The following is a 14,332-nucleotide window of genomic DNA, read 5'->3' on the forward strand; positions in this document are numbered from 1 at the left end:
GTTTGGGGGGGGGGTGTTGTGTTGGTCCTCCCCGGCCCCCCCCCCGCGGGCGCCCCCCCCCCCCGGGGGGGGCGCCCCCCCCCCCCGGGGGGGGGGGGGGGGCGGGCCCCCGGGGGGGCCCCGCCCGCCTCCCATCGAGTGGGTTTACGGGTGTGATGTGCCCGCGCGATCGCCCGTGCCGTAATCTCGAAATCCGGAGCCCGCCGCTGACGGGACCGGGACCTTGATCCACGACTTGGGGTTGCACAGCAGATGACTGCGATTTCTCTCGGCATGCCGTCCGTTCCGACCAAGCTCGCCGAGCGCCGGAAGAGCCGGCAGATCCAGGTCGGATCCGTGGCCGTCGGCGGAGACGCCCCCGTGTCGGTGCAGTCGATGACCACGACCCGTACGTCCGACATCGGTGCCACGCTCCAGCAGATCGCCGAGCTCACCGCCTCCGGCTGCCAGATCGTGCGCGTGGCCTGCCCCACCCAGGACGACGCCGACGCCCTCGCCACCATCGCGCGCAAGTCGCAGATCCCGGTGATCGCCGACATCCACTTCCAGCCGAAGTACGTCTTCGCCGCGATCGAGGCCGGCTGCGCCGCCGTCCGCGTCAACCCCGGCAACATCAAGCAGTTCGACGACAAGGTCAAGGAGATCGCCAAGGCCGCCAAGGACCACGGCACCCCGATCCGCATCGGCGTCAACGCCGGCTCGCTGGACCGGCGCCTGCTCCAGAAGTACGGCAAGGCGACCCCCGAGGCCCTTGTGGAATCGGCCCTGTGGGAGGCGTCCCTCTTCGAGGAGTACGACTTCCGCGACATCAAGATCTCGGTCAAGCACAACGACCCGGTCGTCATGATCGAGGCCTACCGCCGGCTCGCCGAGCAGTGCGACTACCCCCTCCACCTCGGCGTCACCGAGGCCGGCCCCGCCTTCCAGGGCACGATCAAGTCGGCCGTGGCCTTCGGCGCCCTGCTCTCGCAGGGCATCGGCGACACCATCCGCGTCTCCCTCTCGGCCCCGCCCGCCGAAGAGGTCAAGGTCGGCCTGCAGATCCTGCAGTCCCTCGGCCTGCGCCAGCGCGGCCTGGAGATCGTCTCCTGCCCGTCCTGCGGCCGCGCCCAGGTCGACGTCTACAAGCTCGCCGAGGAAGTCACCGCCGGCCTCACCGGCATGGACGTCCCGCTGCGCGTCGCCGTCATGGGCTGCGTCGTCAACGGCCCCGGCGAGGCCCGCGAAGCCGACCTCGGCGTCGCCTCCGGCAACGGCAAGGGCCAGATCTTCGTCAAGGGCGAGGTCATCAAGACCGTCCCCGAGTCCAAGATCGTCGAGACGCTGATCGAAGAGGCGATGAAGCTCGCCGAGCAGATGCAGTCCGAGGGCACCGAGTCCGGCGAACCGTCGGTGATGGTAGCGGGCTGAACGTTCACGTGCCGGACGGATCCAGCGCCCCGCAAGGGGCGCGGGGCCGTATCGATGTGCGCCTCCGCGGCGCGGGCGCGAGCAGCCACGACGAACCCGCAGCCGCCCACGACCAGGGACCCCCTGATCGAAAAAGCGCCCGGCGAAGCAGCGCAGCTATAGTGCGGAGATCAGTGCACACCCGACCGTGAGGCCCCACCCGTGCTGACCCAGACCACCTCACGGGTCCTCGAACCGAGCGACCTGGACGCCGCGCTCGCCGTCCTGCACCGCGAGCCGGTCGCGAACGCCTTCGTGACCTCGCGCGTCCAGGTCGCGGGCCTCGACCCGTGGCGGCTCGGCGGCGAGATGTGGGGCTGGTACGAGGACGGCATGCTCACGTCCCTGTGCTACGCGGGCGCCAACCTCGTCCCGATCTGCGCCACCCCGCGCGCGGTGCGGGCCTTCGCCGACCGCGCCCGGCGGTCCGGCCGCCGCTGCTCCTCGATCGTCGGCCCCTCCGGCCCGACCTCCGAGCTGTGGCGCCTCCTCGAACCCAGCTGGGGCCCCGCCCGCGACGTCCGCGCGCACCAGCCGCTGATGGTCACCGACCGCATGCCCGACGACATCGCCCCGGACCCCTACGTCCGCCGCGTCCGCAAGGACGAGATGGAGACGATCATGCCGGCCTGCGTGGCGATGTTCACCGAGGAGGTCGGCGTCTCCCCGATGGCCGGTGACGGCGGTCTGCTCTACCAGGCCCGGGTCGCCGAACTCGTCGGCTCCGGCCGCTCCTTCGCCCGCGTCGACGAACACGGCAAGGTGATGTTCAAGGCGGAGATCGGCGCGGCGACCCCGCACGCCTGCCAGATCCAGGGCGTGTGGGTGGACCCCGAGTACCGCGGCAAGGGCCTCGCCGCCCCCGGCATGGCGGCCGTCCTGCGCTACGCGCTGGCCGACGTGGCCCCCGTGGTGAGCCTGTACGTCAACGACTTCAACACCCCGGCACGCAGGACCTACCGGCGCGTCGGCTTCAGGGAAGTCGGCGAGTTCATGAGCGTGCTTTTCTGAACCCGGCGATGAGGCCCCGCTGTAGGCTCCCGGCATGGATGTCGTGATCGGCCCGATGGACCTGTCCGCCCACGTCGACGAGGCACTGGCCGTCCAGGCCGTCGCCTTCGGACTGGGCGCCGACGAGGTCGCCGTACGCCGTCAGATCGTCATCCGCCACATGACCCATCCGGGCGCCCGCGCCCTCGGCGCCACCGTCGAAGGCCGCCTCGTCGGTTTCGTCTACGGCATGCCCAACGACCGCGCCCACTGGTGGTCGACGGTCGTCGAGCCCTACCTGCGCGCCCAGGGGCACGAGGAGTGGCTCGACGACTCCTTCGTGATCACCGAGCTGCACGTGCACCCCGACCACCAGAACCGCGGGATCGGCCGCCGCCTGATCACCACCATCACCGACAGCGCCACCGAACCCCGCTCGATCCTCTCCGCGATCGACACCGAGAGCCCGGCCCGCGCGCTCTACCGCTCCCTCGGCTACCGCGACCTCGCCCGCCAGGTGCACTTCCCGAGCGCCCCCAAGCCGTACGCCGTGATGGGCGCCCCCCTGCCGCTGCGCCGCCCGTGAAACGGATTTCCGGCCACGGCGGCCGCCCGGCTAACCTCCTAGCCATCACCTACACGTAGCGGGAGTAAGAGAGCCATGGCGAACGCACCGGTCCAGCGCATGTCCCAGTTGATGGCGAAGACGCTGCGCGACGACCCGGCGGACGCCGAGGTCCTCAGCCACAAGCTGCTCGTCCGCGCCGGTTACGTCCGCCGTACCGCCGCCGGCATCTGGACCTGGCTGCCGCTCGGCAAGAAGGTCCTCGCCAACGTCGAGCGGATCGTGCGCGAGGAGATGGACGCCATCGGAGCCCAGGAGGTGCTCCTGCCCGCCCTGCTGCCCCGCGAGCCGTACGAGGCGACCGGCCGCTGGGACGAGTACGGCGCCGAGCTGTTCCGCCTGCAGGACCGCAAGGGCGGCGACTACCTGCTCGGCCCCACCCACGAGGAGATCTTCACCCTCCTGGTGAAGGACCAGGCGTCCTCCTACAAGGACCTCCCGGTGATCCTCTACCAGATCCAGACGAAGTTCCGTGACGAGGCCCGCCCCCGCGCCGGCATCCTGCGCGGCCGCGAGTTCCTGATGAAGGACTCCTACTCCTTCGACCTGGAGGACGAGGGCCTGGCGCGGTCCTACGCCCTGCACCGCGAGGCCTACCAGCGCATCTTCGCCCGCCTGGGCCTGGACTACCGCATCTGTGCCGCGACCGCCGGAGCGATGGGCGGGTCCAAGTCCGAGGAGTTCCTCGCCCCCGCCGAGGCCGGCGAGGACACCTTCGCCGACTGCCCGAACTGCGACTTCGCCGCCAACACCGAGGCGGTCCACTACGCCCTGCAGCCGGTCGACGCCACGGACGCTCCCGCCGCCGAGGACATCCCGACCCCCGCCACCCCCACCATCGAGACCCTGGCCGCCCACCTCGGCGTCCCGGCCTCCGCCACCCTCAAGAACCTCCTGGTCAAGGTGGACGGCGAGATCGTCGCCGTCGGCGTGCCCGGCGACCGCGAGGTCGACATGGACAAGGTCGAGGCGCACTTCGCGCCCGCCACGGTCGAGATGGTCACCGAAGAGGACTTCGCGACCCGCACCGACCTGGTCCGCGGCTACGTCGGCCCCCAGGGCCTGGACAAGGTGAAGTACATCGCCGACCCGCGCGTCGCCCCCGGCACCGCGTGGATCACCGGCGCGAACAAGGCCGACACGCACACCAAGAACGTCGTCGCCGGGCGTGACTTCGAGGTCGACGAGTACGTCGACGTCGTGGTCGTCCAGGAGGGCGACCCCTGCCCGCAGTGCGGCACCGGCCTGAAGCTGGACCGCGCCATCGAGATCGGCCACATCTTCCAGCTGGGCCGCAAGTACGCCGACGCGCTCAAGCTGGACGTCCTCGGCCAGCAGGGCAAGCCGGTCCGCGTCACCATGGGCTCCTACGGCGTGGGCGTCTCCCGCGCGGTCGCGGCGCTCGCCGAGCAGACCGCCGACGACAAGGGCCTGTGCTGGCCCCAGGAGGTCGCCCCGGCCGACGTCCACGTGGTCGCCGCGGGCAAGGCGCTGCAGACCGAGCTGGCCCTCGACGTCTCCGACAAGCTGGCCGCGGCCGGCGTCCGCGTCCTGGTCGACGACCGCGCGGGCGTCTCCCCGGGCGTGAAGTTCACCGACGCGGAACTGATCGGCGTGCCCTGGATCCTGGTCGCGGGCCGCCGCGCCGCGGAGGGCGTCGTCGAACTGAAGAACCGCCGCACGGGCGACCGCGAGGAACTCCCGGTGGCCGAGGCGATCACCCGCCTCACGGCCTGACCCCGAAAACGCCGGGCGCGGAGCCAAGCGCCCGGCGTTTTCGCGTCACCGTCACGCCGACGGGGCCCGACCGCCCGCAGCTGTGCAGGTACCGGCACCGGCGACGGCCGGCACCCGCGTACGGCGGGAAGGGGCCGGGGTGAGGGGTGTCCGCCCGCAGCGTCCGGCACCGGCACAGGTTGCCGTATGAGGCGACGGGCGGCCGGACCGAGGACGGACACCCCCCACCCCGGCCCCGACCCACAACGCACCGCAGGCGCTACACCAGCCACTCACCGGACCGCAACGGGCAGCCGCAGGCACCCAACGGGGCGCGGGGAACGGCGCGAGCAACCACAACGCGCCCGCAGCCGAACAACAACCGCCCCCCACCTACCCCCGCCGTCACGCGGAGCGAAACGCCTCACGCGGAGCGAAACGCCTCACGCGCAGTGAAACGCCGCGCCCCCCCAATCCCCATGATCCCCGGACTTCGACCCATCCGTATCCGTCACCACGAGATGCACATGCCGAGCCCCACCCACCGGCACATTCACCTCCACCGGATCCGACTTCCCGGACACGGTCGGCGACGACCACAGCGTCTTCCCGTCCGCGACCACGGAGAACGACACCCCGCCGTACCCGTTGATCTCGTCGTCCACACCCACGGTAGCCGTGAACGACGAGCACACACCGCCGAGCCAGAACTCGATGTCGGAGTCGGCATGCGCCCCGATGCCCTTGGCATACGTGGTCCCGTTCAACGTGAGCGTACGACCGTCACCGGCCCCCGACTCCCCGTTGCTCCGGTCCCGCTCCGCCGGCCCCCAGCCGTTGGAGGCGCTCAGCCAGGGCAGATCGCCGGCCCACGCATCCCCGGCCGGCGGCCTCGGCATGGTCCGCACCGCGGCCCGCTGCACGGCGACCCTCTGCTCCCCGGCGGCCCGGTACCGCGCGGTGGCGCTGACCACCGCTTCGCCCACCGCGGCGTCCCCCGGCGGCGTCACCGTGAACTCGGCGCGCGCCCGCTCACCGGCGTCCACGCTTCCAAGAGCCCGCGCGGGCGACACGGTCCACCCCTGCGGCGCGGTCAGGGACACCGCCGCGTCCTCGGCGCCCGCACGCCCGGCGGTGAAGTCCACCGTGACCTTCCCGGGCGCACCCGCGCTCATCTCCGCGTCGGCCACGACGTCCAGCGTGCCCACGGCGCCGGGCACCCGCCCGCCCACCGCGCTCGCCGCATCCAGGTCCACCCGGAACGCCCGCGCCGTACTGAGTGCCCGGGTCTTCACCTGCACGACCCCGGCGCGGTCCCCGGCGTCGTACCACCACCCCTCCGCAGCCGCCTCGAACGCGGCCTTGGACGTCTGCCGGGGCAGCGCCCGCCCGTCCAGGCGCACCTGCGCGGGCGCGGACCCGGTGTGCACGGTGAACCGGTACGGCCGCGCGCTCTGCTTGCCTGCGAACGAACCCGCACTCGCGCCGACGTCGATGCTCACCGCACCGGCCCCGCTGCCGGGCGCGCTCACGACGACCTTCTGCTCGGCGTACCGTCCGGCCCGGTGCTGCCGGGTCACCCCGTCGTCCTCGTACAGGGTGAACGAGGACCGGCCCTGCGGATACACGTCCCAGGCCAGCGGCGAAGAGGCCGTGCGGTCCTGGTACGACCTGATCCCGGGCCACATGGGCACCGCGGCCCCCGCCTTCACGAACAACGGCAGGGTGTCGAGCGGCGCCTGATACCCGTTCACCGTGGTCGGCCCCTGGTACACCCGCCCCGACCAGTAGTCGACCCACGTGCCCTTCGGCAGATAGATCCCGTCGCGCACGCTCTCGTCCCGGTACACGGGCGCGACGAGGAAGTCCTCACCGCTGAGGAACTCGTACTTCGCCGCGTCCGACGCGGCCACCGGGTCGTCCGGGTACTCCAGGGCCAGCGGCCGCACCGCTCCGACGCCGGTCCGGTTCGCCTGCGCCGCGTAGGTGTACATGTACGGCAGCAGCGACTCCTTCAGCTTCAGATACTTCCGGTTGATGCTGGTGTACGGCTCCCCGTACCGGAACGGCTGCTTGTCGGAGGCCGCCCACCCGTCCATCGTCATCACGGCCGGCAGGAACGCCTTCCACTGCAGATCGCGCGCATAGGTCTTGGCGCTGCCGCCGAAGATCCCGTCCACGTCACCCGTGGTGTACGCGAGCCCCGACATCGTCGCGCCCGCGTACGTCGGGATCTGCCAGCGGATGTAGTCCCAGCTCCCGGACTGGTCCCCGCTCCACTGCACTCCGCACCGCTGCGCACCGGCCCAGCTCTCCGGCGCCCAGGTGAACCCGCGGGCGTCGCTGTTGTCCTCGATCCCGCGGTACGCGGCCTTGCAGCCGTCCAGCGCGAACTTGTAGCCGTCGCCGACCCAGGCCACGTCCAGTTTGGCGACCCGCTGCCCGGCCTTGACCTGGTCGGCCAGCTTGTCCAGCCCGTCCTCGGTCCACAACCCCATCTGCATGCTGCGGTCGTGCAGTCCCTTCGCCGTCTCGGCGAGGTTCTCGTACCCGCAGCCGTAGCCGTCGTTGACCAGCATCCAGCCCAGCGGCATGTCGTTCTCGACGTAGTCGTCGGCGACCTTCAGCGCGTCGAGGGTGTGCCGTTCGCCGCGGTTGGCGTTGTGCAGGTAGCAGTCGGAGTCGCCGATCTCCAGGCCGTAGATCGGCGGGAGCATGGGACGCCCGGTGAGCTTGGTGTACTTGCCGATGACGTCCTTGGCGCTCGACCCGGCGACGTAGTAGGCGTCGAACCGTTTCTCCTGCTCGGTGGTGGTCACGGGATCGGTGAAGGCGTAGGTCCCCGGCGCGTAGGTGTTGCGGTAGACGCCGTAGCCCGCCGACGACAGGTAGAACGGCACCGAGTTGGGGTGGCCGCCCTCGTTCCAGTTGTAGTCGACGCCGACCTTCAGGGTCTTGCCGCGATGCGAGGTGTTCCCGCTGCCGTTCTGCTCACCGGCGCCGTAGAACTGCTCGTCGGCGCCCCGCGCCAGTGTCTGCGTGGTGGAGGTGCCGTCCCAGCTGATGCCGCGGCTCTCCTCCCACAGGCGGGTGCCGTCGGCGCGGTACAGGGCGAACCGCAGCGGTGCCTTGTACGCCCGCAACGTGACCTGGTCGGTGGAGAGTTCGTAGCGGTCCCCGCGATCGGCCCACCGGGTGGCCGGCGCGGCCCCCTGCGGCAGCACGATGTCGGACCCCACCGGATCGGTGAACGTGCCGTCGGGCGCGGCCTCGATACGGAAGGTGTCACCGGACACGAAGGTCACCCGGGCCTTGGCGGCCCCCGCGGTGAACGTGTACACGGCCCCTGACGCCGAGAAGCCGGTGACGTCCCCGAGGGCGCCGGCCGCCGTGGCCTCCGCGGCCGGGACGGAGGCTGCGGCGGGCGGGGCGGGCGCGCCGGTGACGGCGAGCGCCGCGCACAGAGCCGCCGCGGCCAGACCGGCGGCGCCGCGCCTACGGCGCCGCGAGCGGGATCTGCTGGATGGAGCGGTCATATCGGTCCCTTCACATCCTGCGCGACCCGGCATCGACAGGAGCGATGACGGAACCTGCTTGATAACGGGCCGCATCGAGCAGAATCAATCAAGCGCAGCAGGTATAGCGCACCGCACGCCCCCTTGAACAGAGGGCGTGCGGTGGTGAGGAGACCGTCGGGCCGGGGCGGTGTCAGCCCGCCTGGCCGGCCAGGTACACGCCGAACACGGCCCCTTGGGGATCGCGCAGCACCGCGATACGGGGGCCGTCGGGCACGGAGGTGGGTTCCATCAGGACGGTGCCGCCCGCCCCGGCCGCGTCGGCCGCCGTGATGTCGACGTCGGTCACCGCGAAGTAGGGCAGCCAGTGCGGCGGCACCTCGGGCGGGAACTTGTCGTCCATCACCGTCATGCCGCCGAAGTCGTCCCCGGCGATGCCCCACTGGGTGTAGCGCTCCGAGGCGTTGACCGTCCAGCCGAACACCCTCGTGTAGAAGGCCTCGGCCTGCTTCGGCTCACGGGTCATCAGCTCCACCCAGCCGAGCGACCCCGGCGCGTTGAACAGCCCGGCGCCGGGGAAGGAGCGCGCCTGCCACAGTTGGAAGAGCGCTCCCGTCGGATCGGTGGCCACCGTGAACCGGCCGACGTCGAACACGTCCATCGGCCCGAGCAGCACCATGCCGCCGGCCGCCCGCACCTGCTGCGCCGCCGCGTCGGCGTCCGCCACCGCGAACGACACGTTCCAGGCCACCGGCTGCGACTCCTGGTACAGCGGCGACAGCGCGGCCACGGCCGCGTCACCGAGGTGCGCGACCGTGTAGCCGCCGGCCTCGGAGCGCGGATCGGTCTCGGGGCGCCAGTTGAAGACGGCCGCGTAGAAGCGCTTCGCCCCCTCGAGGTCAGGGGTTCCGAGCTCCGTCCAGCAGGGCCCGCCGGTCACCGGTCGGTCGAGCTTCATGGCGTTCCTTCCCCGCGCGAGCCCCCTGCCTCAGCACGCTAGTCCGGCCCGGGTACGGCGGCCACCGCTCGTTTGATCTCAAGCGCGCTCGAGGTTCTACGGTGGCCGGTGACCCGATGATCGCAAGGGGAGGGAGGCGCCGTGGCGCTGAAGGAGTACCCGGTCGAAGAACTCGCGGCCCAGCCGATCGGGGCGTGGACCGGCGAGGCGTACCGCAGGGTCGTCGGCGCCCTGCGCGCCCAGCTGGCCGTGGAGAACCTCACCCAGCCGCACTGGTGGACGCTCAACCATGTCGCCGGCGAGCCCGGGAAGTGGACCCGTCCGGCCCTGACCGCGCGGCTGGCCCGCTACGAGGACCTCGGCATCGGCTTCGACGACGTCTACGACGACCTGGTGGACCGGGGCTGGCTCACCGAGGAGGGCGGCATGCGGCTGACCGAGGCGGGGGAGGCGGGACGGCTGCGGGCGCGGGAGCGCAACCTCACCGTGCACCGGCGGATGCACGAGGGCGTCACCGAGGCCGACTTCGTCACGGCGATCGACGTCCTGCGCCGCATCGTCGACAACCTCGGCGGCGACGGCAACCTGCCGGACTGAGCCGCCACCGGACGGCCTCCCCGCCCGGGGGCGCTCAGATCCCGGGCCGGTACCGCAGCGGATGGTCCGCCGGGACCTCCACCAGGACGATCGGGATGCCGTCGGGGTCCTCGATCCACATCTCCACCAGCCCCCACGGCTCGCGCACCGGAGGCCGCACGATCGGCACGCCCTTGCCCCGCAGTTCCTCGTGCGCCGCCGCGGCGTCGGGCACCTGCAGCCAGAGGCGTACGACGGGGGAGGGCGGGGTGTCGGAGCGGCCCGAGAGTTCCAGGAACCCGCCGCCGAGGAAGTAGACGGTGCCGCGCTCCGGGCCCGTGCCGAACTCGCGGTAGACGGCGAGGCCCAGCTGTTCGCCGTAGAAGTCGCGGGAGCGTTCGGGGTCGGTGGGGCGCAGAAGCGTCCGGCTGCTGAGAACGTGCACCATACATCCGGAGCCTAGTGGCAGGGTTACCCTCGACCCGGCCGACCCGCCCGTGCGGCCGGCTGCCCGGGACGCCCCCGGGACAGCCGGACCCGTCCGGGACGGCCTCGACACAGCCCGAGACAGAGGGAGAAGCGCCCCATGGAGTCGCCCGCCACCGCCCTGACGTTCCGCGAGGCCACCGACGCCGACGCAGACGCACTGGTCGCGCTGATCGAGTCGGCCTACCGCGGAGACGCCAGCCGGGCCGGCTGGACCACGGAGGCGGACATCCTCGAAGGGCAGCGCACCGACCCCGAGGGTGTGCTGGAGGTCATCAAGTCGCCCGACAGCCGGCTGCTCACCGTGGAACAGGACGGCGTGATCGTCGCCTGCTGCCAGCTCGAACACCGCGGCGACCACGCCTACTTCGGCATGTTCGCGGTCCGGCCGACCCTCCAGGGCGGAGGCGTCGGCAAGGCCGTCATCGCCGAGGCGGAGCGCCAGGCCCGCGCGGTCTGGGGCGTGACGGAGATGCACATGACCGTGATCTCCGTACGCGACGACCTGATCGCCTGGTACGAGCGCCGCGGCTACCGCCGCACCGGCCGGATGACCCCCTTCCCGTACGGCGACGAGCGCTTCGGGCTCCCTCAGCGCGACGACCTCCAGTTCGAACTTCTCGTCAAGCCCCTCACCTGAGCCCGCCGGCCCCCGGCAGCCCCGTCGCCCGGGCCATGGCGGCCGAGCCACCCCGGGGCCCTCGCCGTCCGGTTGCCCCTTGACCCCTCCTGTGTCCGGCGGGTTCGCGTGACCGACGCGGGTCGCTCGGACGGTCTCGACACCGAGCGCCCGGGCTGCCCCGGGGTTCAGCTGCTCGACGTCTCCTGCGGTGGGGCGGCCGCGCTCGACCGGCGTGGGCCGCTCTGCGCCCTGGTGCCCAGCGGTCGGGCTGGCCCCAGCGATGGGCGCTGCCCCGGGGTTCAGCCGTTCGGCCGCTTCTGCGCCGGGCTCGTCGGCCGACGTCGGCCGCGCTGCCGCTCTGGTGGGCGGGGCTGCCACGCCCAGGGGCCGGCCCGCCCGCGCCTGGCGGGTTCGCCTGACCGGGCGCGACACGCTCCGTGGCGTTGCCCAGGGGTCGGGCTGCCCCGGGGCTCAGCCACTGGGCCCCTTCTACGCCGGCGCACTCGCCGGCCCGCGCCGCCCGCTCGAGGTGGACCGGCCGTCAAGGTCCCGCCCATCAAGAGTCGAGGCGTACCGGGGACCAGCCGCTCGGCCGGCCCGTGCCCGGCGGGCTGGCCTGTCCGGCACGCGGCGGCTGGGCGGCCCCGACAACCAGGGGCTGCGTCGATCCGTCGCCCACTGCGCCAGGCCGCCCCAGCACTCGGTGGGCTCGCCTGCCCAGCCCGGGGCGCTCGGCGCCCCACCCCGCATGCACTGGCGCCCCCGTCTTCTCAGGCGGCCCCGCACTCACCGGGCTGAGCCGCCCGAGCCCGCTGACCGGGCTGCCCTGCCCAGGCGGAGCCAGCCCTGCCCGGGCCGAGCCACCTGGGCCAACGCCGAGCCACCGGGGCCCACGCCGAGCCACCCCGGCACCCACCACACATGCCTCCTCGCACTCGCCGCCCAGACCCCCGCACTCACCGACCCCAGCCCCCGGCACTCACCGCCCAGGCCCCCGGCACTCACCGCCCAAGCTGCCCGGCATCCGGTGGCCACGGGCGGCCGGCGCTCCGTCGTGTCCCGCTGCCCCGGGGGGTCGATCGCGCGGCAGCGCTACGCCGTGAAGCGGCCGGCGCGCTTGATTTCGGGCTGGTCGGTGGTCACGCCGTCCAGTTCCAGTGCGCGGGCCAGCCGCAGGTGCTGCGGAGTGTTGACCACCCAGCTGAAGACCCTGAGCCCGGCCTTGCGGGCCCGTTCGACGACCTCCAGCGTCAGCCGCTGGATGTCGAGGCAGACGGTCGCGGCGCCGGCCGCGACCGCGCGGTCGACGACCTCGGGCCCGTAGTGCTCGGCGACGAGCGCGGTCCGCACGCCCGGGACCAGCCGGGCCACCTCCTGGATCGCGTCGTCGTGGAACGAGATCACCTCGACCCGTTCCACCAGATCCCGCGCCCGCAGCACCTCCGCCAGCACCCGCGCGGCGCGCACGTCCTTGATCTCGGCCTGCAGCGGCGCCCGCACCGCGTCCAGGACCTCCTCGAAGACCGGCACCCGCTCGCCGAGACCTGCGTCCAGGGCGCGCAGTTCCTCCAGCGTCTTGTCGGCGATCGGCCCGCTGCCGTCGGTCGTCCGGTCCACCCGCTCGTCGTGCATGACCACGAGCGCGCCGTCCTTGCTCAGGTGCAGGTCGAGCTCGATCGCGTCGAGACCGGCACGCTCCGCGGCCGTGAAGGAGCGCAGCGTGTTCTCCGGCTCGACGCCCATCACACCGCGGTGTCCAATGGTGATGAAGTTCAAGGCCCGCTCACTTCCGTCGGCGACGGAGCCATCCGTACCCCGCTCAAGGGGAAGAAACCCCTCCTCCGCCACCGGACGGGAAATACTTCGGTGACCATAGGGGTCGCGCAGGATAATTTCCCGAGCTGCCCCTTGCTGGGAGAAACCATGTATGTATACGGTCTCCTTACGCGAGGTCTTCCAGTGGAGGATGGGACATGACGGAAATTCTTGTGCAGGCGGGTACGGAGGAGAAGGTTCCTCCGGCGAGCAGGGTGGTGGAGCACCCGGCCTGGCCCCGGCTCAAGGATGCCGTGGAGCGCATCCGGCCCTGGCAGTCCAAGGACGGCTCCATAGACTTCACGGCCGAGGGCGCTCCGCAGCGCGCCGAGGCCGAGGGCGCGGTCCAGCAGGTGATCGACGCCGTGCGCGAGCTGTCCCCGCTGCTGCCGCACGACACCGCCTACCACGAGGCGCTGGTCAAGGACCTCCAGCGCTGGGCCGAGGGCGGCTTCGAGGTGCCGGACTTCCTGGACGCCTTGCTGGCCTTCCAGCCCGCGGCCGACCGCCGGGACGGCCTGCAGCACCTGGTCGTCTTCCCGATGTACACGCAGAACGGCAACCCCGACCGCAACCTCGAGGCGGTCGTGCTGCGCATGGTGTGGCCGGACTGGCTGGCCGAGCTCGAGCGCACGCGCTACGACAACCCGCTGTTCTGCGGCATCGCCTTCGAGGACTTCACCTCGGGCTACGACACCAACTCCGCGGTGCTCTTCCCGGAGACCATCGCCGTGCGCGAGGCGCCGGAACGATTCTCCTGGGGTGGCATCTTCTGCGACCGCGAGGCCGCCCGCTTCCGCCGGGTGACCGACGCCGCCGTCGAGCTGCTCGGCATGGAACTGCCCGAGGACATCGCCGCGATGGTCCACGACCAGAAGCGCTGCGAGGACGCCTTCGTCCTGTGGGACATGGTCCACGACCGCACCCACAGCCACGGCGACCTGCCCTTCGACCCGTTCATGATCAAGCAGCGCCAGCCGTTCTGGATGTACGGCCTGGAGGAGCTGCGCTGCGACCTCACCGCCTTCAAGGAGGCCGTGAAGCTCCAGGCGGACGGCGTCCCGCAGGCCCGCGACGTGCAGTACGCCGTGCTCTTCGACCGGATGTTCCGCTTCCCGGTCACCGGCGACCGCAACCGCAACTACGACGGCCTCGGCGGCCAGCTGCTCTTCGCCTACCTGCACAAGCACGACGTCGTGCGCTGGACGGACAACAAGCTCTCCATCGACTGGGAGCGCGCCCCGCAGGTCACCAACCAGCTGTGCGCCGAGATCGAGAAGCTGTACCGCGACGGCATCGACCGCCCGAAGCTCGTGCACTGGTTCGCCGGCTACGAGCTGGTCTCCACCTACCTCGCCCCGCACCCCGGCTCCAGTTGGGCCAAGGGTCCCGACGCCCTGGACCTGACCCAGCCGCCGCGCAAGCTCGTCGATGACGTGCTTCCGGACGAGTTTCCGCTGAGCATGTTCTATGAGGCGCTGTCCAAGAAACTCAAGAACGTGATTGCCTCGACCAAGGGCATCACGGCGGACGGCGCCGAGCGGATCGCCGCGTGAGCGACCGCGTCCAGAACACTGCTA

At 71.9% G+C, this 14,332-nt stretch carries 11 protein-coding genes; 7 read left to right on the plus strand and 4 right to left on the minus strand.

Annotated elements, in window-relative coordinates; translation table 11 throughout:
- The first annotated feature begins 252 nt into the window (after window positions 1–252).
- The 4 genes from ispG to ACZ67Q_RS31210 all read left to right on the plus strand — a co-directional run bounded on the left by ispG (window position 253) and on the right by ACZ67Q_RS31210 (window position 4,801).
- Window positions 253–1,410 (plus strand): flavodoxin-dependent (E)-4-hydroxy-3-methylbut-2-enyl-diphosphate synthase, encoded by a 1,158-nt coding sequence (gene ispG, locus ACZ67Q_RS31195; protein ID WP_471188991.1) that lies wholly within the window; start codon window positions 253–255, stop codon window positions 1,408–1,410.
- A gap of 201 nt (window positions 1,411–1,611) precedes the next feature.
- Window positions 1,612–2,460, plus strand: coding sequence for a GNAT family N-acetyltransferase (locus tag ACZ67Q_RS31200; protein ID WP_471188994.1), 849 nt, complete (start codon window positions 1,612–1,614; stop codon window positions 2,458–2,460).
- A 34-nt stretch (window positions 2,461–2,494) separates the two neighbouring features.
- Window positions 2,495–3,025, plus strand: coding sequence for a GNAT family N-acetyltransferase (locus tag ACZ67Q_RS31205; protein ID WP_471188997.1), 531 nt, complete (start codon window positions 2,495–2,497; stop codon window positions 3,023–3,025).
- A 75-nt stretch (window positions 3,026–3,100) separates the two neighbouring features.
- Complete coding sequence (locus ACZ67Q_RS31210) at window positions 3,101–4,801, plus strand: proline--tRNA ligase (RefSeq protein WP_471189000.1); 1,701 nt, start codon at window positions 3,101–3,103, stop codon at window positions 4,799–4,801.
- A gap of 422 nt (window positions 4,802–5,223) precedes the next feature.
- Here ACZ67Q_RS31210 and ACZ67Q_RS31215 read toward each other — a convergent pair whose 3' ends face one another.
- Complete coding sequence (locus ACZ67Q_RS31215) at window positions 5,224–8,316, minus strand: NPCBM/NEW2 domain-containing protein (RefSeq protein WP_471189003.1); 3,093 nt, start codon at window positions 8,314–8,316, stop codon at window positions 5,224–5,226.
- 172 nt (window positions 8,317–8,488) lie between these two features.
- Window positions 8,489–9,253: a VOC family protein gene (locus ACZ67Q_RS31220; RefSeq protein ID WP_471189005.1), complete on the minus strand. Its 765-nt coding sequence runs from the start codon at window positions 9,251–9,253 to the stop codon at window positions 8,489–8,491.
- Between the two features lie 141 nt (window positions 9,254–9,394).
- Here ACZ67Q_RS31220 and ACZ67Q_RS31225 point away from each other — a divergent pair, with 141 nt between their 5' ends.
- A complete protein-coding gene (locus tag ACZ67Q_RS31225; protein ID WP_471189007.1) occupies window positions 9,395–9,850 on the plus strand; it encodes a MarR family winged helix-turn-helix transcriptional regulator in 456 nt (151 codons plus the stop codon).
- A gap of 34 nt (window positions 9,851–9,884) precedes the next feature.
- On the opposite strand, the gene ACZ67Q_RS31230 is transcribed toward ACZ67Q_RS31225, so the two are convergent.
- On the minus strand, window positions 9,885–10,277 hold the full coding sequence (locus ACZ67Q_RS31230; RefSeq protein ID WP_471189010.1) for a VOC family protein: 393 nt from the start codon (window positions 10,275–10,277) through the stop codon (window positions 9,885–9,887).
- A gap of 138 nt (window positions 10,278–10,415) precedes the next feature.
- On the opposite strand from ACZ67Q_RS31230, the gene ACZ67Q_RS31235 reads away from it, so the two are divergent.
- Window positions 10,416–10,955: a GNAT family N-acetyltransferase gene (locus ACZ67Q_RS31235; protein WP_471189013.1), complete on the plus strand. Its 540-nt coding sequence runs from the start codon at window positions 10,416–10,418 to the stop codon at window positions 10,953–10,955.
- Between the two features lie 1,074 nt (window positions 10,956–12,029).
- Here the strand turns inward: ACZ67Q_RS31235 and ACZ67Q_RS31240 are convergent.
- A complete protein-coding gene (locus ACZ67Q_RS31240) occupies window positions 12,030–12,713 on the minus strand; it encodes a glycerophosphodiester phosphodiesterase (protein ID WP_471189015.1) in 684 nt (227 codons plus the stop codon).
- 197 nt (window positions 12,714–12,910) lie between these two features.
- Between ACZ67Q_RS31240 and ACZ67Q_RS31245 the strand changes: the two genes are divergently transcribed.
- Window positions 12,911–14,308, plus strand: coding sequence for a DUF6421 family protein (locus ACZ67Q_RS31245; protein ID WP_471189018.1), 1,398 nt, complete (start codon window positions 12,911–12,913; stop codon window positions 14,306–14,308).
- The last annotated feature ends 24 nt before the right edge of the window (window positions 14,309–14,332 follow it).

Source organism: Streptomyces sp. NPDC036813 (assembly GCF_055609245.1).